The sequence below is a fragment of the Bacillus sp. EB106-04-02-XG92 genome, from assembly GCF_058791995.1.
In genome coordinates this window covers 180,561-199,782 of the sequence record NZ_JBYTEA010000005.1, presented here as the reverse complement: position 1 = coordinate 199,782, position 19,222 = coordinate 180,561, and the positions used below count along the sequence as shown (strand labels likewise).

The window sequence follows — 19,222 nt, the reverse complement described above, 5'->3', positions numbered from 1 at the left end:
ATGAAAGATATTTTATGGCTCATACAAAAAACGTTATCTGTACTTTTGAAAAATAAAAAAGGGTTATTCATTATTATTAGTTTGCCAATAATCGGAACACTCATCTCTTTTTCGATATATGGAAATCCAGGGCAAGGAACGTTAAATATCGGGGTTGTAAATAAAGAAAATGAGCCGATAGCAAATGATACGATAAAGTTTTTAGAAGGATTAAATCATGTGAAAGTGAGTAAGGTTAAGGAGTCGGAAGTAGAAGATAAACTTACTTCCAAAAAATTTGATGGTGTTATTACATTACAATCTGGTTTTTCAAAAAGTGTTCGAGAAGGGAAACCAGATCGTATCGAGATTGCATCGATTAAAGGTGATCAAGTAACGGGCTTTATAAAATCATATTTATATAATTATATTGATAATGTAGCAGCTATTAGTAAAGTAGCAGGAACAAATCAAAGTGCATTTGATAATATGTACGCAGGGTATCAAAAAAGTGCATTTAAAATGAAAACAGAGACGCTAGAAGATACTTCAAAAAATAATGATATGACAAACCAAACGATGGGTTACCTTATTATGTTTATGCTGTTTTCAGCAGCGAACTTATCAGGTTATATTTTAAAAGAAAAAGAAAATAGAACGTATTTCAGACTCTTATCAACGCCGATAGATGGGAAGAAGTTCATATTATCTAATGTCGGGGTAAATCTGATGATATTAACAGTACAAATTGTGATTACAATCCTATTCCTAACGAATGTTTTTCATACGAATATCAATATGCCTTTCATAGTGATGATTGGTGTACTCATGCTATTTGCTTTAATAGCGATTGGAATATCGTTAGTTCTTGTTGCTTTTTCGAAAAACTCAGCATCAGCAAATGCAATGCAAAATATGGTTATTGTACCGACATGTTTACTTGCTGGATGTTATTTTCCGTATGACATTATGCCAAAAGCAGTGCAAAAAGTAGCTGATTTTCTTCCGCAGAGATGGCTATTAGACACAGTATCAAAACTACAACAAGGAACTCCAATTTCAGATTTGTATTTAAATATTTTAATCTTAATTGCCTTTGCGGTAGCATTCTTCTTAATTGCTATTTATAAGTTTGGAAGAAATAATGATGCGAGAAACTTTGTTTAGTATGTAAAGGGTGTGACGTTACGTCGCACCCTTTTTTGTATGAAGCATGAAATGTAAATTTGAATGACAAAATAGAAAGGTGGAAAGAAAAATGAGCGGAAGGAAATCAAAATGATTAAAAAAATATTGCGGGTTACTTCTATTATTATTGCTATTTTCGCTTTTATTTTAATTTGTATGCATATTGATGTTACTCTAGGTAGGAAAATGGAAGCCGGGAAAAACATGCCGACAGAGTATGCGCCTCATTATAGTGATTTTCAATTATATGTAGAAGGGAAGTCATTTTATAAACAGTTATTTACTGATATAAGAGAGGCAAAGCAATCTATTTACACGTACTTTTTTATTTTGTCGGATGATAAAAGCAGCCACACTTTTTTGAATTTATTAAAAGAAAAGGCAAAAGAAGGAGTGAACGTATATTTATCTGTTGATTTACTTAACGATTTATCATTTGAAAGAAAGATGAAAAAAGAATTACAGGAAAATGGTGTGCATTTTACATATAGTAGAAAACAGGAATTACCATTCGGGTTTTATTCCCTTCATCATCGTAATCATCGCCGCATTACGACGATTGATGGAGAGATTGGTTATACGGGTGGTTTTAATATAGGGGATGAGTACTTAGGGAAAGATAAACACTTTGGGTACTGGAGAGACTATCATGTACGGATAAAAGGTGAAGGCGCAAAAGATTTAGAGGAACAATTTGCTTTAGATTGGAAACGAGATACGAAAGAAGATATAAAGAGGAGTACGAATAAGGCAAGTAAAGGGAATACATTGCATACTATGGTGAGTTACAATGGGCATTACGTTGCTAAAAAATATATAGAGCTAATAAAACAAGCTCAGCATTCAATTGTAATTGCAACGCCGTATTTTATAGCGAAAAATAAAGAATCAATGAATGCTTTAATCGCAGCACAAAAGCGTGGTGTTACAGTAAAAATACTTTGGTCATATAAACCAGATTTACCTCTTATAAAAGAAGCGGCGTATCCATACATACGTCAAGCTGTTAATAATGGGATTACTGTATATGGGTATAAAAAAGGAATGTTTCATGGCAAATTAATGCTTATTGATAATGAATTAACAGTTATTGGCACAACAAACTTTACTTCGCGTAGCTTCAATATAAATGATGAAATGAATTTTTATATTCATGGTGGTCCTATTGTAGGGCAAGTTAATAAGGCATTAACAGAGGATTTTCATGATTCGAAAGAAATGACGAAAGAGTTTTTTAAGAAGTTATCTTTTTGGGAGCGTTGTAAGGAGAAATTGGCAGGGTTGGTGGATTTTTATTTATAAAGTTTAAAGAAAAGGGGGTCTTTTATAGACGCCCCTTTTTTTATGAGAACTAATTATTTTTCATGCACAAGTAATGAAGCATCATCATTAATCAAAGTCCCTACATGTTCACCTAAACAAATTCTTTTCATAACTCCCGGCTCATCAAAGTTAAAGACGTGTGCTGGTAAATTATAATCACGGGCAAGCAGTAAAGCGGCTTGATCCATTACTTGTATGTTTTGCCTAACAATGTCGTTATAGTTTAGTTTTTTGTACATTTTTGCTGCTTTATTATGCTTTGGATCGCTAGTAAAGACGCCATCTACTCCTTGTTTTGCGACTAATATTGCGTCACTATTCATTTCAATGGCTCTTTGAACACTTGGATAATCTGTCGTAACGAACGGTTGCCCGTTTCCACCTCCAAAAATAACGATATAACCGCTATCTAAATGGTGTACTGCACGTAGGCGAATGTATGGTTCAGCTACAGCATTAAACGGGATGGAAGTCATAACGCGCACTTCTTTATTTGTTTTACTCGTTAAAACGCCGCGTAGCATTAAGCTATTAATAATTGTACCTAGTGTACCGATATTATCAGCTTCTACACGATCAATTCCCCATTCTTCAGCTAAATGACCTCTGAAAATGTTACCGCCTCCGATGACAATAGATACTTCAATACCTAAATCAACGATGGATAAAATTTCGTTTGCGATATGTTCTAATCGTTTGGAGTTAAAGCTATTTCCGGTTTGATCGGCAAGTGCACCGCCGCTTAATTTGATTAAGACACGTTTATATGGCCTCATAACAATTCCCCCTATATAGATCGCAATAAAAAAGGAACAAAGGCGAATGCCTTTGTTCCTTTTTCAGAAAATGAAAAAGAAAAGAAGAAGATAGAACGAATTTTTGTACATAATTTTTCATATCACCCACTCCTTTTCATTTCGATTTGTTGTAAGTATATATCTTTTTGATTATACGAAACAATCTGATTACTTATCAAGTATATTTTATTTCTTTTTAATGAAAAGGTGTCAATGAAAAAGAAAAGAAAAATTTTCGAATTTTTTGTGACGAACTTGTAGGTTTTTGTATGATTTTGTAGGTTCGCTTATATGATGTGTGAGTAAGCTTTTATAAATACGAAATGAAAGCGTTCGCATAAAGGGGATGAACATAAATGAAAAAATTCGGATTGGCAACACAAATTTTTGTTGCACTTGTTTTAGGGATTGTAGTAGGGGCAATCTTCTATGGTAATAAAACGGCTATTTCTTATATCACACCAGTTGGGGATATATTTATTCACTTAATTAAAATGATTGTAGTACCGATTGTTATTTCAGCATTAATTGTTGCGGTAGCTGGTGTAGGAGATATGAAGAAGCTTGGGAAACTGGGCGGTAAGACAATTCTTTATTTCGAAATCATTACGACAATCGCTATTTTAATGGGATTACTTGCGGCTAATATCTTCCAGCCAGGTACTGGCGTTGATATGAACAACTTACAGCAAAGTGATATTTCTTCTTATAAACAAACAGCAGATGCTACAGAGAAGCAAGGATTCGCTGAGACGATTGTTCATATCGTACCGAAAAACGTATTTGAATCGATTGCACAAGGTGACTTATTACCGATTATTTTCTTCTCAGTATTATTCGGTTTAGGAGTTGCAGCAATTGGAGAAAAAGGGAAACCTGTTTTCCACTTCTTTGAAGGTGTACTCGAAGCGATGTTTTGGGTTACAAATCAAGTTATGAAATTTGCACCATTTGGTGTATTCGCATTAATTGCGGTTACGGTTGCAAAATTTGGTGTAGCAACACTACTTCCTTTAGGAAAACTAGTGCTAGCTGTATACGTAACTGTTATACTATTCGTTGTGATTGTATTAGGTATTAATGCACGAATGGTTGGCGTAAACATTTTTACATTAATGAAAATTTTAAAAGAAGAACTTATTCTTTCATTTACGACAGCAAGTTCAGAAGCTGTTTTACCTAATATAATGAGAAAAATGGAAGAGTTCGGTTGTCCAAAGGCAGTTGCCTCTTTCGTTATTCCGACAGGTTATACATTTAACTTGACTGGATCGGCTATTTATCAAGCGTTAGCGGCATTGTTTGTTGCACAAATGTACGGTGTGCACATGTCACTGACAGAGCAAATCACGTTATTATTCGTTCTCATGTTAACATCCAAGGGTATGGCGGGAGTTCCAGGTGCATCATTCGTTGTTGTATTAGCAACGTTAGGTTCAATGGGGTTACCACTAGAAGGTATCGCGTTAATTGCGGGAATTGACCGCATTTTAGATATGATTCGCTCATCTGTCAATGTATTAGGAAATGCATTAGCGGCCATTGTAATGTCGAAGTGGGAAGGCGAATTCGATAATGAGAAAGCAAAACAATATGTAGAAACAGTCAAAGAAACAAAAGCAGCATAAGAAATCGTTAAGGAGTGAATAATCATGGCAACATTAACTGAAGTTAAAAATGGTGTTCGAATTGAAAAAGATTTTTTAGGTGAAAAAGAAGTACCAAACTATGCATACTACGGTGTACAAACAATGCGTGCAGTTGAAAACTTCCCAATTACAGGATACAAAATTCATGAAGGCTTAATTAAAGCGTTCGCAGTTGTAAAGAAAGCTGCAGCACTTGCTAATACAGATGTAGGAAGATTGGAATTGAATAAGGGCGGCGCGATCGCAGAAGCCGCTCAAGAAATTCTTGATGGAAAATGGCATGATCATTTCATCGTAGATCCAATTCAAGGTGGAGCGGGTACTTCAATGAACATGAATGCAAATGAAGTTATGGCCAATCGTGCTCTTGAATTATTAGGAATGGAAAAGGGAGACTATCATTATATTAGTCCAAATAGTCATGTGAACATGGCGCAATCAACGAACGATGCATTCCCAACGGCGATTCATATCGCAACATTAAACGCATTAGAAGGTTTATTACAAACGATGGGTTATATGCACGATGTATTTGAATTAAAAGCAGCGCAGTTTGACCATGTTATTAAAATGGGTCGTACACATTTACAAGACGCTGTGCCAATTCGTCTTGGACAAGAGTTTAAAGCGTACTCTCGCGTACTTGAACGTGATATGAAACGTATTAAGCAATCACGTCAACATCTATATGAAGTAAATATGGGAGCAACTGCAGTTGGTACAGGCTTAAATGCAGACCCAGAATATATTGAAGCAGTTGTAAAACATTTAGCTGCAATTAGTGAGTTACCACTTGTTGGTGCAGAAGACTTAGTAGATGCAACGCAAAATACGGATGCATACACAGAAGTATCAGCAGCACTTAAAGTATGTATGATGAATATGTCTAAAATTGCGAATGACCTTCGCTTAATGGCATCAGGTCCACGCGTTGGCTTAGCGGAAATTATGCTACCAGCTCGTCAACCAGGTTCTTCTATTATGCCAGGAAAAGTAAATCCTGTTATGCCAGAAGTAATTAATCAAATTGCGTTCCAAGTCATTGGTAACGACCATACAATTTGCCTTGCTTCAGAAGCAGGACAATTAGAATTAAACGTTATGGAACCAGTACTTGTATTCAATTTACTTCAATCAATTAGCATTATGAATAACGGTTTCCGTGCCTTTACAGATAATTGCTTAAAAGGAATTGAAGCGAATGAAGATCGCTTAAAAGAGTATGTTGAGAAGAGTGTAGGAATTATTACAGCCGTTAACCCTCATATCGGTTATGAAGCAGCAGCTCGCGTTGCGAAAGAAGCAATCGCGACAGGGCAATCCGTTCGAGAACTTTGTGTGAAAAATGGTGTACTGTCACAAGAAGACTTAGAGTTAATTCTAGATCCATTCGAAATGACACACCCAGGGATTGCAGGAGCAACTCTTTTAAAGAAAAATTAAAAGAAGAGGGGGACAAGCCCCTCTTTTTTGTTTACAATATAGAAATGCTATATATGAATAGAGGTAGGGATGTTATGAGTAAGTTTACAGTAGCTTCTAATGGTTCATTAGAAACAACATTAAGAGGAGTAGAAGTATTATCAACACCACTTTTAAATAAAGGGGTCGCTTTCACGCAAGAAGAGAGAGAAGAATTAGGTTTAAAAGGGTTATTACCCCCAGCAGTTTTAACATTAGAAGAACAAGCACGCCGAGCATACGAACAATTTTGTTCTCAGCCGGATGATTTATTAAAGAATGTATACTTAACAGCGTTACATGATCGAAATGAAGTATTATTTTATCGTATTTTGACAGATCACTTGCGCGAAATGTTACCAATCGTATATACACCAACAGTCGGTGTAGCGATACAAAGATATAGTCATGAATACCGTAAACCACGTGGTGTGTATTTATCAATTAACGATCCATCAGGCATTGAAGAAGCATTCGCCAATATCGGTGCAACAGCAGAAAATATTGATTTAGTAGTTGTTACAGATGGAGAAGGCATACTTGGAATTGGTGACTGGGGCGTTGGTGGTATTAACATCGCCATCGGAAAGTTAGCTGTTTATACGGCCGCAGTTGGAATCGATCCTAGTCGTGTGTTACCAGTAATTTTAGATGTAGGTACAAATCGTGAAGAACTATTAAACAATCCATTTTACATTGGAAATCGTCACCCTCGTATAACTGGTGAAGCTTACGATGAGTTTATTGATACGTTTGTACAAGCGGTAAGTAAGCAATTTCCGAAAGCACTTTTACATTGGGAAGATTTCAGTTCTCGAAATGCACGAAAAATTTTAGATAAATATCGTCATGATATTTGTACATTTAATGATGATATTCAAGGTACAGGTGCAGTTTCACTTGCTGCTGTGTTATCGGCGGTGAAAGCTTCGGGTGTACCACTAAGTGAACACCGCGTTGTTGTATTTGGTGCTGGTACGGCTGGAATCGGTATCGCAGATCAAGTTAGAGATGCAATGGTCCGCGTAGGTGTATCAGAAGAAGAATCGTATAAGCGTTTCTGGTGTATCGATCGTAACGGATTAGTTACAGATAATATGGAAGATCTTCTTGATTTCCAAATGCCGTATGCGAGAAAAGCAGCGGAAGTAAGTGAGTGGAAACAAAATGATGTGATCGGACTTACTGAAGTTGTGAAACATGTAAAACCGACAATTTTAATCGGTACATCAACGGTTGCAGGAGCATTTAAAGAGGAGATTATTAAAGAAATGGCTTCTCACGTAGAAAGACCAATCATTTTACCAATGTCGAATCCGACTCCACTTGCTGAAGCGAAACCAGCTGATTTAATCGAGTGGACAGAAGGAAAAGCATTAGTAGCAACAGGAAGTCCATTTGAACCAGTTACATATAACGGTGTAACGTATGTGATTGGACAATCAAATAATGCACTTATTTTCCCAGGGCTTGGTCTTGGAACAATTGTTGTACGTGCAAGCGTCATGACGGATGGAATGTTTGCAGCAGCAGCTGAAGCAGTTGCAAGCATGGTAGATACAAGTCAGCCAGGAGCACCTATTTTACCAGAAGTTGAAGAGTTACGTAATATCTCGGAAATGGTTGCAATTGAAGTAGCGAAAGTTGCTGTTGCAGAAGGTGTAGCGAGAGAGAACTTAAATGATAACGATATCAAGATTGCAGTGAAAGAAGCAATCTGGGAGCCTGAGTATCGCCAAATAAAAGCGGTAGAAAAGGTTAGAATATAGAAATAAAGCCCGTTTATTATAATAAGCGGGCTTTCACTTTTATTACCGAAAAAAGTATAGGAAGTGGCAGCTTTGAATTGGAATCAATTATGGAAGAAAGATATTTCCCTTTTAATTATATTAATGGTTGTTGTTCCGATTGCTGGAGAGCTTAATTTTCATCCTTTTAATGATACGTTTCGCGTTAGCTTTGGGACACCACTTTTCTTCTTTTTATTGCTATTTTTAAGAAGAATACCCGCAGCGGCTGCAGGTATTCTTGTCGGTATATGTGTCGTTTTATTCCGCGTATGTCTTGACTGGGTTATGCAAGGTTCATTTCATATGACAGAATCATTTTATTTGCGCTATCCTGTGTTCTTTTATTATTTTATTTATGGAAGTCTTTTTTCGCTTTGTAGGGTAAATAAGTTTCATCAAAGACCAATCGTTATTGGTTGCCTTGGAATTACAATTGAAATTATTGCAAGTATGTCAGAACTAGCGATTTATCATATGGTCGTTCTCGGTACAACGATAACAGTTTCTGAAGTGAATAAACTTATTATTATTGCTATTTTCCGTAGTTTCTTTGCGCTTGGATTTTTAAATATGATGAACTTATATGAAACGAAATTAAAAGAATCACAAGTTCGAAAAGAAAATGAAAAAATGTTAATGCACCTTTCAAATTTATATGTAGAATCAGTTCACTTGAAAAAAACGTTACAAAATGCAGAGTTGATTACACAAGAAGCATATCAACTATATCGAAACTTACAAGCGAACGATGATTCTAGCAGTAAAACAGCATTGAAAATAGCAGGAGAAGTGCACGAAATAAAAAAGGATAATCAAAGGATTTTTGCAGGATTATCTAAACTGTTATTAGATAAAAATGTGGCGGAGTATGTAGAAGGTCATGAGCTTACAGAAATGATTGTAAGAATAAATGAAAAGTATGCTGAAATGCTAGAGAAAGATATACGCTTTACTAAACATATAGAAGGTGAACACGCTGCATACCACGTGTATACAGTGCTATCAATCTTTAATAACTTAGTTGCGAATGCAGTTGAAGCTATTGAAGATAGAGGGCACATTCACATTAAGTTATATAAACGAGAGCAACATGTAATCTTTGAAGTAATTGACGATGGCCCTGGCATAGCACAAAAGTATAAGAAATTAGTATTTAAGCCCGGGTTTACTTCAAAGTATGATCAAATGGGAACGCCGTCAACAGGGATTGGACTTTCTTACATACATGAAATGGTAACAGAGCTCGGCGGAGAAGTAAGATTAGAAGACAATGAAACCGGAAAAGGATGTAAGTTTATCGTTTGTTTACCAGAGTGCAGTTTAAAGCGGGAAGGGGAATAGGTTTGTTTTATTATATCGTAGATGATGATGAAGTTTTCCGTTCGATGCTTTCGCAAATTATTGAAGATGGCGATCTTGGGGAAGTGATTGGAGAATCGGAAGATGGAGCGTTTATTGAAGCAGAACAGCTAAATTATAAAAAAGTAGATATTTTATTTATTGATTTACTCATGCCGATGAGAGATGGAATCGAAACAGTTCGTCATATAGCGTCTTCATTTACTGGGAAAATTATTATGATTTCTCAAGTTGAATCGAAACAGCTCATTGGTGAGGCGTATACACTTGGTGTGGAATATTATATTACAAAACCACTAAACAAAATAGAAGTAGTATCGGTTGTACGAAAAGTAATAGAGCGTATTCGTTTGGAACGTTCTATATATGACATTCAAAAATCATTAAATAATGTATTTCAGTGGGAAAAGCCGCAAATGCGTAATGAAACAGTGCAAGAAGAAAAAAAGATATCAGATTCCGGACGCTTCTTACTAGCAGAACTCGGTATCGCGGGAGAGAATGGAAGTAAAGATTTACTTAATATGCTGGAATATTTATATGGGCAAGAAAAGGCGCAAACATTTGAATTTGGATTCCCTGCGTTAAAAGATATTTTTCACCAAATAACATTAAAAAAATTAGATCATATAGCTTCGGATGCAGATATAGATAAAGAGAGAAAAGCATCTGAACAACGTGTAAGAAGAGCAATTTATCAATCATTGAATCATTTAGCTTCTCTAGGACTAACAGACTTTTCAAATCCGAAATTTGAAAGTTATGCTCCGAAATTTTTTGATTTCACTGTAGTTAGAAAACGGATGACAGAAATGACAAAGGATGAAGTAGCAGCCTCTGGACATATACGAATTAATACGAAAAAATTTATTCAAGTGTTGTATTTTGAGGCGAAACGGTTGATGGAGATTGAGTGAAGAAGGTGCTTATAAATAAGCATCTTTTTTTGTTGAATCAACATTTTATATTTTCTCGTTGAGCATGTAAAATGTTAAGTAAGAGAAAATGGTTTTACATTAAGGAAGTGTCAAAACAATGAGTTTTACATTAAATAAATCGATTATAAAAGAAGTATGCGGAGAGACCTCCTATAAAAGAGGCGAAGCTTATTATAAAGCAAATAAAGTAGTTGTGAATCATTATGATGAAACGAAAGAAATTTGTGAGGCGACGGTAAAAGGGAATGAAGATTTTCATGTTACAGTAGAAAAAGCTAAAAAAGGTGATGTAGTTGCGAGATGTAGTTGTCCTTCATTAGCGTCTTTTCAAACGTACTGTCAACATGTTGCAGCCGTACTAATACAAATAAATTATAACCAGCAAACGGGTGGAATGGGCCCTGTTAGTAGTAAAAATGATCAATTAACAAACGGGATGTTTCAGTTGTTTGCAGACAAACCACTACGGCCAAAAAGTAAACAACACCGTTTTGATACACGTGAAATATTAGATGTTGCTTTTATATGTTCACCAGTAGCGACGAAAAGTGGTGGGGCCCTTCTTGGAATTCAGTTAAAACTTGCGAAAACATATGTTATAAATCATATTAGAGAATTTCTTTCTAAAGTGGAGAAAAGAGAGGTTTTTCATTGCGCGAATGAATTTACATACACGCCAGATGTACACAGCTTTAAACAAGAAACGGACGCAATTATACAACAACTCATTAAAATATATCATAACGAAAAAATGTATGAAGATACGTTAGAAGTACATGCGAAACAAGATGAAAGTATGATATTCATACCGCCAGCTTCGTGGAAAGATATGCTCTCTTCACTTTCTAAATTGGAGTATGTACAGCTGAAACAAAATGAGCAACTGTTTCACGGCTTGCAAATGTCAAAAGGTTTATTGCCATTACATTTTGAGTTTACGAAAGGAAATAATGGTGGGTTTACACTTCATATAGATGGCCTAAATCGTGTTCAAGTTATGGAAATGTATAACTATGCTCTTTACGATGGGAAATTATATGAGTTACCTATGGAAGATTGTATGCGGCTTATTGAATTGCAAAAAATGATGAGTCGCTCAAATAGTAATCAGTTTTATATTCCTGAAAGTAAGATGGAACATTTCGTAGCGAAAGTTGTGCCTGGATTAATGAAACTTGGAACGGTACGCATTGATGAAGTAATATCCGATCGTGTTGAAACGCCGTTGCTAAAAGCAAAACTGTATTTAGATCGAGTGAAAAATCGTTTGTTAGCAGGTCTTGAATTCCATTATGGAAACGTCGTGATCAATCCGCTAGAAGAAGACGGGCAGCCGTCTGTTTTTAATCGGGATGAGAAAAAGGAAAAAGAGATTTTAGACGTTATGAGTGAAAGTGCCTTCGCGAAAACAGAAGGCGGTTATTTTATGCATAATGAAGAAGCGGAGTATAACTTTTTATATCATGTCGTTCCAACGTTAAAAGGTTTAGTTGATATTTACGCGACAACAGCAATTAAATTACGCATTCATAATGGGGATACAGCACCTCTTATTAGGGTAAGAAGAAAAGAAAGAATTGATTGGTTATCGTTTCGTTTTGATATAAAAGGAATACCGGAAGCGGAAATTAAGGGTGTATTAGTGGCTCTTGAAGAGAAACGCAAATATTACCGATTAGCGAACGGTTCTTTATTGTCACTAGAGAGCAAAGAGTTTAATGAAATTAATCAGTTTGTAAAAGAATCAGGTATTCGGAAAGAATTTTTACATGGGGAAGAAGTGAATGTTCCGCTTATTCGGAGTGTAAAATGGATGAACGGACTTCACGAAGGTAATGTTTTAAGTTTAGATGAGTCTGTGCAAGATTTAGTTGAAAGCATTCAAAACCCGAAAAAATTAAAGTTTGCAGTGCCACAAACTTTACATGCTGTAATGAGAGAGTATCAAGTATACGGATTCGAATGGATGAAAACACTTGCCTATTACCGTTTTGGCGGTATTTTAGCAGACGATATGGGACTTGGGAAAACGCTGCAAAGTATTGCTTTTATAGATTCTGTTTTGCCTGAAATTCGGGAAAAGAAGCTACCTATATTAGTCGTTTCACCGTCCTCTCTCGTTTACAATTGGTTTAGTGAATTAAAAAAATTCGCCCCGCATATTAGAGCAGTTATTGCAGATGGAAATCAAACAGAACGACGAAAAATTTTAAAGGACGTAGTGGAATTTGATGTCGTAATTACGTCATATCCGTTATTGAGAAGAGATATAAGATCGTATGCGAGGCCGTTTCATACACTATTTCTTGATGAAGCACAGGCGTTTAAAAATCCTACAACGCAAACTGCAAGAGCAGTGAAAACAATTCAAGCTGAGTATCGTTTCGGACTAACGGGAACGCCTGTAGAAAATTCATTAGAAGAGCTATGGTCTATCTTCCATGTCGTCTTTCCGGAATTATTACCAGGAAGAAAAGAATTCGGTGATTTAAGGCGCGAAGATATAGCAAAGCGCGTAAAACCTTTCGTACTAAGACGACTAAAAGAAGACGTATTACAGGAGCTTCCAGATAAAATAGAGCACTTACAGTCATCGGAATTATTACCAGATCAAAAGAGACTTTATGCTGCTTATTTAGCGAAATTAAGGGAAGAGACGTTAAAACATTTAGACAAGGATACGTTACGTAAAAATAAAATTAGAATTTTAGCTGGTTTAACGAGATTACGACAAATTTGTAATCATCCCGCTTTATTCGTCGATGATTACAAAGGAAGTTCAGCTAAATTTGAGCAACTGTTAGACATACTAGAGGAATGCAGAAGTACTGGTAAGAGAATTTTAATTTTTTCTCAATTTACGAAGATGTTGTCCATTATTGGTCGTGAGTTAAATCGTCAAGCAATTCCATACTTTTATTTAGACGGAAATACACCTTCGCAAGAACGTGTAGAGCTATGTGACCGGTTTAACGAAGGGGAAGGGGATCTATTTCTCATTTCTTTAAAAGCTGGTGGTACAGGTCTTAACTTAACCGGTGCCGATACAGTTATATTGTACGATTTATGGTGGAATCCAGCTGTTGAACAACAAGCGGCAGATAGGGCATATCGAATGGGACAAAAAAATACGGTACAAGTTATTAAGTTAGTGGCCCACGGAACCATTGAGGAAAAAATGCATGAACTGCAAGAAAGTAAGAAAAATTTAATCGCTGAAGTGATTGAGCCAGGAGAAGAGAAATTATCATCCATCACGGAGGAAGAAATTCGAGAAATCTTAATGATCTAATAAAGAAAGCTATGCCTTCAAATGTATGAGGGCATAGCTTTTTTGTTGTAATAATTATATTTTGTTTTGTACAAAGTAAAGGAATCAAATGTTATTTTAATTACTTCTTTGTACCTTTACTTTTGTATGGCTTTGCAGCTTTCTTTTTCTTTGCGCTTGATTGCCAACGGTTCCAACCTTTACTTCCTGTACCCTGTCCTACACCTTTTTTCGGTTTTGCTTTCGTTTTACTCATATGATCACTCCGTTATATAAAAATCTTATTTGATAATAGTCAATGATTTAGAAAATACTCTTTATAAATGACTATGTTTACTTTAAGTAAAAAAACTGCTTGAATGCTATAGTATAACACGAATTTGCACGTAAACTGAAAGGAATTACAAAGAAAATGAAAATAATACGAAATACTGCGGATTCTATATTTCGAACGTTTACATTACTTGTTGTGTATATGTTAGTTTCGGTTAGTGAAACGTTTTTTGGATTGACAAGGCAAAAGAAGTGAAGATGTTATATTGAAAACAATCAATAAAGCCGTAAAATAAAGAATTGAAAAATATTTTTAAATTTTTGTTGACTTTATTTTTTTTTTGTATAGAATAATCATTAATAAAATGTTTCAGAGATGTGACAACAAAACGACTATGAAAGGACGAGTAGTAGTAGGATGTAGTCTAAGCGAGTCAGGGGTGGTGTGAGCCTGATACGAAGCCTATTATGAAGAACCTCCTGGAGTTGCTAACCGAAATCCTTTACAGGAAAGTAGACTTAGCCGGGAACTTCGCCGTTACAAGAAGAACAGTATCGAGATATTTCATCTCCGTATTGTATAAGTGAGCAACCTCTGTTGCTAATTTGGGTGGTACCGCGGAACCAAAGCCTTTCGTCCCAGTTTTTTGGGAAAGAAGGGCTTTTTTTGTTGGCTTCTTTTCACAACATCCAAACATTTTAGGAGGAAACCACCATGTATCAATCATTAATGACAGTAAGAGAGACTCAAATCGCAATTAAGGAAGTTAAAACATTTTTCGAGGATCAATTAGCAAAACGCCTTGAATTATTCCGCGTATCTGCACCATTATTCGTAACGAAAAAATCAGGACTAAACGATCACCTAAACGGTGTAGAACGTCCAATTGAATTTGATATGTTACATTCAGGAGAAGAATTAGAAATTGTTCACTCACTAGCGAAGTGGAAACGATTTGCACTGCATGAATATGGATATGAAGCTGGTGAAGGTTTATATACAAACATGAACGCGATTCGTCGTGATGAAGAACTTGATGCAACACATTCTATTTACGTTGACCAATGGGACTGGGAAAAAATTGTTCAAAAAGAATGGCGTACTGTAGATTACTTACAAAAAACGGTACTAACAATTTATGGAATATTCAAAGATTTAGAAGATCACTTATTTGAAAAGTATCCGTTCCTTGGAAAGTATTTACCAGAAGAAATTGTTTTCATCACTTCCCAAGAACTAGAAGATAAATATCCAGAATTAACACCGAAAGATCGTGAACACGCAATTGCGAAAGAACACGGTGCAGTCTTCATTATCGGAATTGGTGATGCGCTTCGTTCAGGTGAAAAGCATGACGGACGTGCAGCTGATTATGATGATTGGAAATTAAACGGTGACATCTTATTCTGGCACCCAGTACTACAATCTTCATTTGAATTATCATCAATGGGAATTCGTGTTGATAGTAAATCACTTGATGAGCAGTTAACAAAAACAGGTGAAGACTTCAAACGTGAGTACGATTTCCATAAAGGGATTTTAGAAGACGTACTACCATTAACAATTGGTGGTGGTATCGGACAATCAAGAATGTGCATGTACTTCTTACGTAAAGCACATATCGGTGAAGTTCAATCTTCTGTATGGCCTGACGATTTACGTGAAGCTTGCAAGAAAGAAAACATTCATCTGTTTTAATAGAAGTAAGAGAGGGTTGCTCAAAGAGTTATCCTCTCTTTTTATTGTGTAAACGAATGGTTTACAGTGAGTTTTACTAATGGTTTCTTTCCTTTTCATCTCCTTGTATGTAATAATTTGTTAAAGGAGGGGACGTTATGAGCTTAGGAGAACAGTTAAAAAAACTACGAGAGTCAAAGGGATTTTCACAAGAGGATGTTGCTAAAAAGATTGGTGTGACGAGGCAAGCAGTATATAAGTGGGAGAATGATAAAAGTTGCCCTGATATTGAAAATTTGATTTTATTGAGCGAAATGTACAATGTTACGCTCGATGAGTTAATAAAAGGGAATCAAAACATTAAAGAAAAAATACATATTCATGAAGAAGATGAGGATTTTGAGAAAGAGAACGAGTTTGGTTTTTATATTGGATTCGGTTTGTTAATAATGAGTGCTTTCATTGATTATGAAGGAATTCAAAAGATATTATTAGGAATTGCGTTATTCATGATGGTTTTTTATTTTGATATGAAAAAAGTTATTTTGAATGAATATCGATCTTTTTTTCGAGGAAGAGAGCCAAAAGATATATGTGATAAAAAATGAGCAGAGTCAGTTGTATTTCCTAGGAAAGAGTATGGTGAATAATGTTATTTTTTTATAATGATTTTGGGATATCGCTAATATTTTAAAAAGCTGCTTGTATAGAGTCTTGAAATCTATACAAAACAGCTTTTTATTTATATAGGAAGAAAATAGATTGATATGACTTTTATGAAATTTAAAGAAAAATGTTAAATTAGTTGCACTAAAGGCTCAATTTTCGCCATAAATGATTGATGCAGCGCCTCGACACCTGTTACTAAATGAAGGCGGTCAATAACGACAGACACTTTAATTTCTGATGTACTTACCATTTTAATATGAATATCTTCTTCTTTTAAAGTAGTGAACATATTCGCAGCAACACCTGGATTAGAGACCATACCGGATCCTACAATGGATACTTTTGCTAAATGATTTTCATATTCTACAGATTCATATTGTAATGTTTCTTGATGTTGTTCTAATACCTCTAATGTTTCTTTTAAATCATTAGAATGGATTGAGAAGGAGAGGTGAACAGTTCCTTCATTTGTAATACTTTGAATGATGATATCTACATTAATATGTGCCGCTGCTAATGTAGAGAAAACTGTTGAAAGTGCACCTTGTTCCAATCCTTTCATTGTGACACGTGTAATATTATCTTCAAATGCAATACCTTTAACGATTGATTGTTGTTCCATGTTACATTCTCCTTTTACAATTGTTCCGTTTTCTTGTTCCATACTTGAGCGAACTTCTAAAATGACATTATGATTTTTAGCAAACTCAACCGCACGTGGGTGTAATACACCAGCACCGAGGTTTGCAAGTTCTAACATTTCGTCATAAGAGATTTCTTCTAATTTATAAGCATCTTTTACAACTCGTGGGTCCGTTGTATATACGCCTGTTACATCCGTGTAAATATCACATTTTTTTGCTTTCAGTGCAGCAGCTAATGCAACAGCAGTTGTATCAGAACCACCACGGCCAAGCGTTGTAATTTCATGATTTTCACTCATTCCTTGGAATCCAGCTACAATAACAATCGTACCTTCAGTAAGATAAGATTGAATTCGATCTGTATGAATGTCAGTAATCCGTGCACTACTATGTACAGATTCTGTCGTAATACCAGCTTGCCATCCTGTTAATGAAATTGCGTTATAACCTTTTGCTTGTAGTGCCATCGTTAATAATGAAATAGTCACTTGCTCTCCTGTCGATAGAAGCATATCCATTTCGCGTTTACTCGGATTTTCTGTAATAGCGTTAGCAAGTGCGACAAGTTCGTCTGTACTTTTTCCCATTGCTGAAACGACAGAGACGATACTATGTCCTCGTTCATATTCTTCAATAATTAAATTTGCTACATGTTGAATGCGCTCAACACTTCCGACAGAAGTGCCACCAAATTTTTGTACAATCGTTTCCATTACGAATTCCTTCTTTCATCCATTTTTAAGAATAGATTAGGACATATATAAATCCCAATATTCCTGTAGTTACCAGAGAAAAGCAAAAAACACCATCTCAAATAAGTGAGGATGGTGCTGTTACAGGAAAAGGGAAACAGAAAACGGAGCTAATAAAAAAACCGCCAAAAAAGGAATACCATAAAAATGATATCTCTTTTTTGTAGATAGCTCTTCATACGTACACGTCTGTACATATGACAGTTCTGTTTCTATTCGAAAACAGCCCCAATCGATACATACAGAGACATATATCGATTTCGGCAATACTTCCTTTCATCTAATTTCATAGACATCTCTGTGTCTCCATTAGAATACTCATAAGTATTGCAACCTCTATCTCACGTTTTAGGCGAGAGTGTTTGATTTATGAAGTTGTTGGTAACATTTTTATTTATAATAATTTAAATTTTTCGGGGAATCAAGTGTTTTGAATAAATTTTAAAAATTCTTTCTTTTTATAAAAAAGTTTGTGAAAAATGTAGCAAATCAAATTCATTGCATGTACATTAAAATTATAGTGCATTGGAGGTGGAAGAATGAAGGGGAAAAAGCCTATTTATGTTTCGGCAGAAATGAACACAACAATGGAGAAATTATGGGAATACTCGCAAGAACCACATATACATACAGAATGGGATGCTCGCTTTACTGAAATTTCGTATTTAGAGAAAAAGGAAGGAGAACCACAGAAGTTTTTATATAAAACAAAAATCGGATTTGGACTTGAAATAGCTGGAGAAGGTGAATCGATAGGTGAAATAAGAAAAGAAACAGGTGAACGGATTTCTTCTTTAAAATTTTGGACGGATAATAGATTATCTCTTATTCAAACAGGGCGTGGTTATTGGAAGTATACCCCTCGTAAAGAATACATTCATTTTGAGACGCAATATGATTATGATACGAGGTTTGGTCGTATAGGGAATGTAATAGATTTCTATATGTTTCGGCCGTTATTAGGCTGGGCGACTGCTTGGAGCTTTGATGCATTAAAATTATGGCTAGAAAAGGGACTTCATCCTAGTTTGCTAATTAGAAGAACGATGACATATTGGCTCGTATGTTTTTTAATTGCTTTTGTATGGCTATATCAAGGGATTGTACCGAAAATAATCTTTATCCATCCGGAAGAAGTGAAAATGCTTTCGGTCATAATTGGTTCAACTGAAAATAGTATTTTTATTCTTAAAATAATTGGGTTGTTAGAAGTTATTTTTGGTGTCACATGGTTACTTCCATTTCCAAAACGAAATGTATTCATAATACATATTTGCGTGTTAATAGCCTTAACAATCGCAGCAGGATTTACGAATATCGCAAGCTTTACAGAGCCGTTTAATCCAATTACATTAAACGTTTTACTAATGGGGTTATCAATTGTCGGTTATATAAATAGCACGAACTTGCCAAGTGTAAAAAATTGCAAGAGGAAGAGAAAGGGATAGTGT

At 35.4% G+C, this 19,222-nt stretch carries 14 protein-coding genes, 1 riboswitch and 1 other annotated feature; of the genes, 11 read left to right on the top strand and 3 right to left on the bottom strand.

Annotated features, from left to right (window positions below; genetic code table 11):
* On the top strand, nucleotides 1-1,146 hold the full coding sequence (locus AC3WVA_RS14780) for an ABC transporter permease (protein WP_098345333.1): 1,146 nt from the start codon (nucleotides 1-3) through the stop codon (nucleotides 1,144-1,146).
* Between the two features lie 111 nt (nucleotides 1,147-1,257).
* On the top strand, nucleotides 1,258-2,469 hold the full coding sequence (locus AC3WVA_RS14775) for a phospholipase D-like domain-containing protein (RefSeq protein ID WP_142320963.1): 1,212 nt from the start codon (nucleotides 1,258-1,260) through the stop codon (nucleotides 2,467-2,469).
* A gap of 53 nt (nucleotides 2,470-2,522) precedes the next feature.
* On the opposite strand, the gene pyrH is transcribed toward AC3WVA_RS14775, so the two are convergent.
* A complete protein-coding gene (gene pyrH, locus AC3WVA_RS14770) occupies nucleotides 2,523-3,266 on the bottom strand; it encodes a UMP kinase (protein ID WP_048527234.1) in 744 nt (247 codons plus the stop codon).
* 377 nt (nucleotides 3,267-3,643) lie between these two features.
* On the opposite strand from pyrH, the gene AC3WVA_RS14765 reads away from it, so the two are divergent.
* From AC3WVA_RS14765 to AC3WVA_RS14740, 6 genes are all read left to right on the top strand, one after another.
* A complete protein-coding gene (locus AC3WVA_RS14765; RefSeq protein WP_000713281.1) occupies nucleotides 3,644-4,915 on the top strand; it encodes a cation:dicarboxylate symporter family transporter in 1,272 nt (423 codons plus the stop codon).
* A gap of 24 nt (nucleotides 4,916-4,939) precedes the next feature.
* A complete protein-coding gene (gene aspA, locus AC3WVA_RS14760; protein WP_341013692.1) occupies nucleotides 4,940-6,379 on the top strand; it encodes an aspartate ammonia-lyase in 1,440 nt (479 codons plus the stop codon).
* Between the two features lie 74 nt (nucleotides 6,380-6,453).
* Nucleotides 6,454-8,166 carry an oxaloacetate-decarboxylating malate dehydrogenase gene (gene malS / locus AC3WVA_RS14755; protein WP_142321107.1) on the top strand — a complete coding sequence of 571 codons (1,713 nt, stop codon included), beginning with the start codon at nucleotides 6,454-6,456 and terminating at the stop codon, nucleotides 8,164-8,166.
* Nucleotides 8,167-8,229: 63 nt separating this feature from the next.
* Nucleotides 8,230-9,528 (top strand): sensor histidine kinase, encoded by a 1,299-nt coding sequence (locus AC3WVA_RS14750; protein ID WP_098347646.1) that lies wholly within the window; start codon nucleotides 8,230-8,232, stop codon nucleotides 9,526-9,528.
* 2 nt (nucleotides 9,529-9,530) lie between these two features.
* Nucleotides 9,531-10,463: a response regulator gene (locus AC3WVA_RS14745; protein ID WP_098347645.1), complete on the top strand. Its 933-nt coding sequence runs from the start codon at nucleotides 9,531-9,533 to the stop codon at nucleotides 10,461-10,463.
* A 118-nt stretch (nucleotides 10,464-10,581) separates the two neighbouring features.
* Nucleotides 10,582-13,776 carry a DEAD/DEAH box helicase gene (locus tag AC3WVA_RS14740; protein WP_492322017.1) on the top strand — a complete coding sequence of 1,065 codons (3,195 nt, stop codon included), beginning with the start codon at nucleotides 10,582-10,584 and terminating at the stop codon, nucleotides 13,774-13,776.
* A 100-nt stretch (nucleotides 13,777-13,876) separates the two neighbouring features.
* On the opposite strand, the gene AC3WVA_RS14735 is transcribed toward AC3WVA_RS14740, so the two are convergent.
* The gene (locus tag AC3WVA_RS14735; RefSeq protein ID WP_000047591.1) at nucleotides 13,877-14,011 is read right to left on the bottom strand and encodes a DUF3934 domain-containing protein; all 135 of its coding nucleotides are present in this window, start codon (nucleotides 14,009-14,011) and stop codon (nucleotides 13,877-13,879) included.
* 403 nt (nucleotides 14,012-14,414) lie between these two features.
* Nucleotides 14,415-14,673, top strand: a binding site (T-box leader).
* A gap of 70 nt (nucleotides 14,674-14,743) precedes the next feature.
* Between AC3WVA_RS14735 and asnA the strand changes: the two genes are divergently transcribed.
* A complete protein-coding gene (asnA, locus tag AC3WVA_RS14730) occupies nucleotides 14,744-15,727 on the top strand; it encodes an aspartate--ammonia ligase (protein WP_098347643.1) in 984 nt (327 codons plus the stop codon).
* Nucleotides 15,728-15,864: 137 nt separating this feature from the next.
* Nucleotides 15,865-16,314, top strand: coding sequence for a helix-turn-helix domain-containing protein (locus AC3WVA_RS14725; protein ID WP_098347642.1), 450 nt, complete (start codon nucleotides 15,865-15,867; stop codon nucleotides 16,312-16,314).
* A gap of 188 nt (nucleotides 16,315-16,502) precedes the next feature.
* On the opposite strand, the gene AC3WVA_RS14720 is transcribed toward AC3WVA_RS14725, so the two are convergent.
* Complete coding sequence (locus AC3WVA_RS14720; RefSeq protein ID WP_098347641.1) at nucleotides 16,503-17,732, bottom strand: aspartate kinase; 1,230 nt, start codon at nucleotides 17,730-17,732, stop codon at nucleotides 16,503-16,505.
* A gap of 199 nt (nucleotides 17,733-17,931) precedes the next feature.
* Nucleotides 17,932-18,118: riboswitch (Lysine riboswitch) on the bottom strand.
* Nucleotides 18,119-18,310: 192 nt separating this feature from the next.
* On the opposite strand from AC3WVA_RS14720, the gene AC3WVA_RS14715 reads away from it, so the two are divergent.
* Entirely contained in the window at nucleotides 18,311-19,219 is a 909-nt protein-coding gene (locus AC3WVA_RS14715) for a DoxX-like family protein (RefSeq protein ID WP_098347640.1), read from the top strand.
* The last annotated feature ends 3 nt before the right edge of the window (nucleotides 19,220-19,222 follow it).

What these genes read in the sequence shown, in the direction of transcription:
- AC3WVA_RS14780 (WP_098345333.1), top strand. Translation starts at nt 1, where the DNA reads ATGAAAGATATTTTATGGCTCATACAAAAAACGTTATCTGTACTTTTG.
- AC3WVA_RS14775 (WP_142320963.1), top strand. Translation starts at nt 1,258, where the DNA reads ATGATTAAAAAAATATTGCGGGTTACTTCTATTATTATTGCTATTTTC.
- pyrH (WP_048527234.1), bottom strand. Translation starts at nt 3,266, where the DNA reads ATGAGGCCATATAAACGTGTCTTAATCAAATTAAGCGGCGGTGCACTT.
- AC3WVA_RS14765 (WP_000713281.1), top strand. Translation starts at nt 3,644, where the DNA reads ATGAAAAAATTCGGATTGGCAACACAAATTTTTGTTGCACTTGTTTTA.
- aspA (WP_341013692.1), top strand. Translation starts at nt 4,940, where the DNA reads ATGGCAACATTAACTGAAGTTAAAAATGGTGTTCGAATTGAAAAAGAT.
- malS (WP_142321107.1), top strand. Translation starts at nt 6,454, where the DNA reads ATGAGTAAGTTTACAGTAGCTTCTAATGGTTCATTAGAAACAACATTA.
- AC3WVA_RS14740 (WP_492322017.1), top strand. Translation starts at nt 10,582, where the DNA reads ATGAGTTTTACATTAAATAAATCGATTATAAAAGAAGTATGCGGAGAG.
- AC3WVA_RS14735 (WP_000047591.1), bottom strand. Translation starts at nt 14,011, where the DNA reads ATGAGTAAAACGAAAGCAAAACCGAAAAAAGGTGTAGGACAGGGTACA.
- asnA (WP_098347643.1), top strand. Translation starts at nt 14,744, where the DNA reads ATGTATCAATCATTAATGACAGTAAGAGAGACTCAAATCGCAATTAAG.
- AC3WVA_RS14725 (WP_098347642.1), top strand. Translation starts at nt 15,865, where the DNA reads ATGAGCTTAGGAGAACAGTTAAAAAAACTACGAGAGTCAAAGGGATTT.
- AC3WVA_RS14720 (WP_098347641.1), bottom strand. Translation starts at nt 17,732, where the DNA reads ATGGAAACGATTGTACAAAAATTTGGTGGCACTTCTGTCGGAAGTGTT.
- AC3WVA_RS14715 (WP_098347640.1), top strand. Translation starts at nt 18,311, where the DNA reads ATGAAGGGGAAAAAGCCTATTTATGTTTCGGCAGAAATGAACACAACA.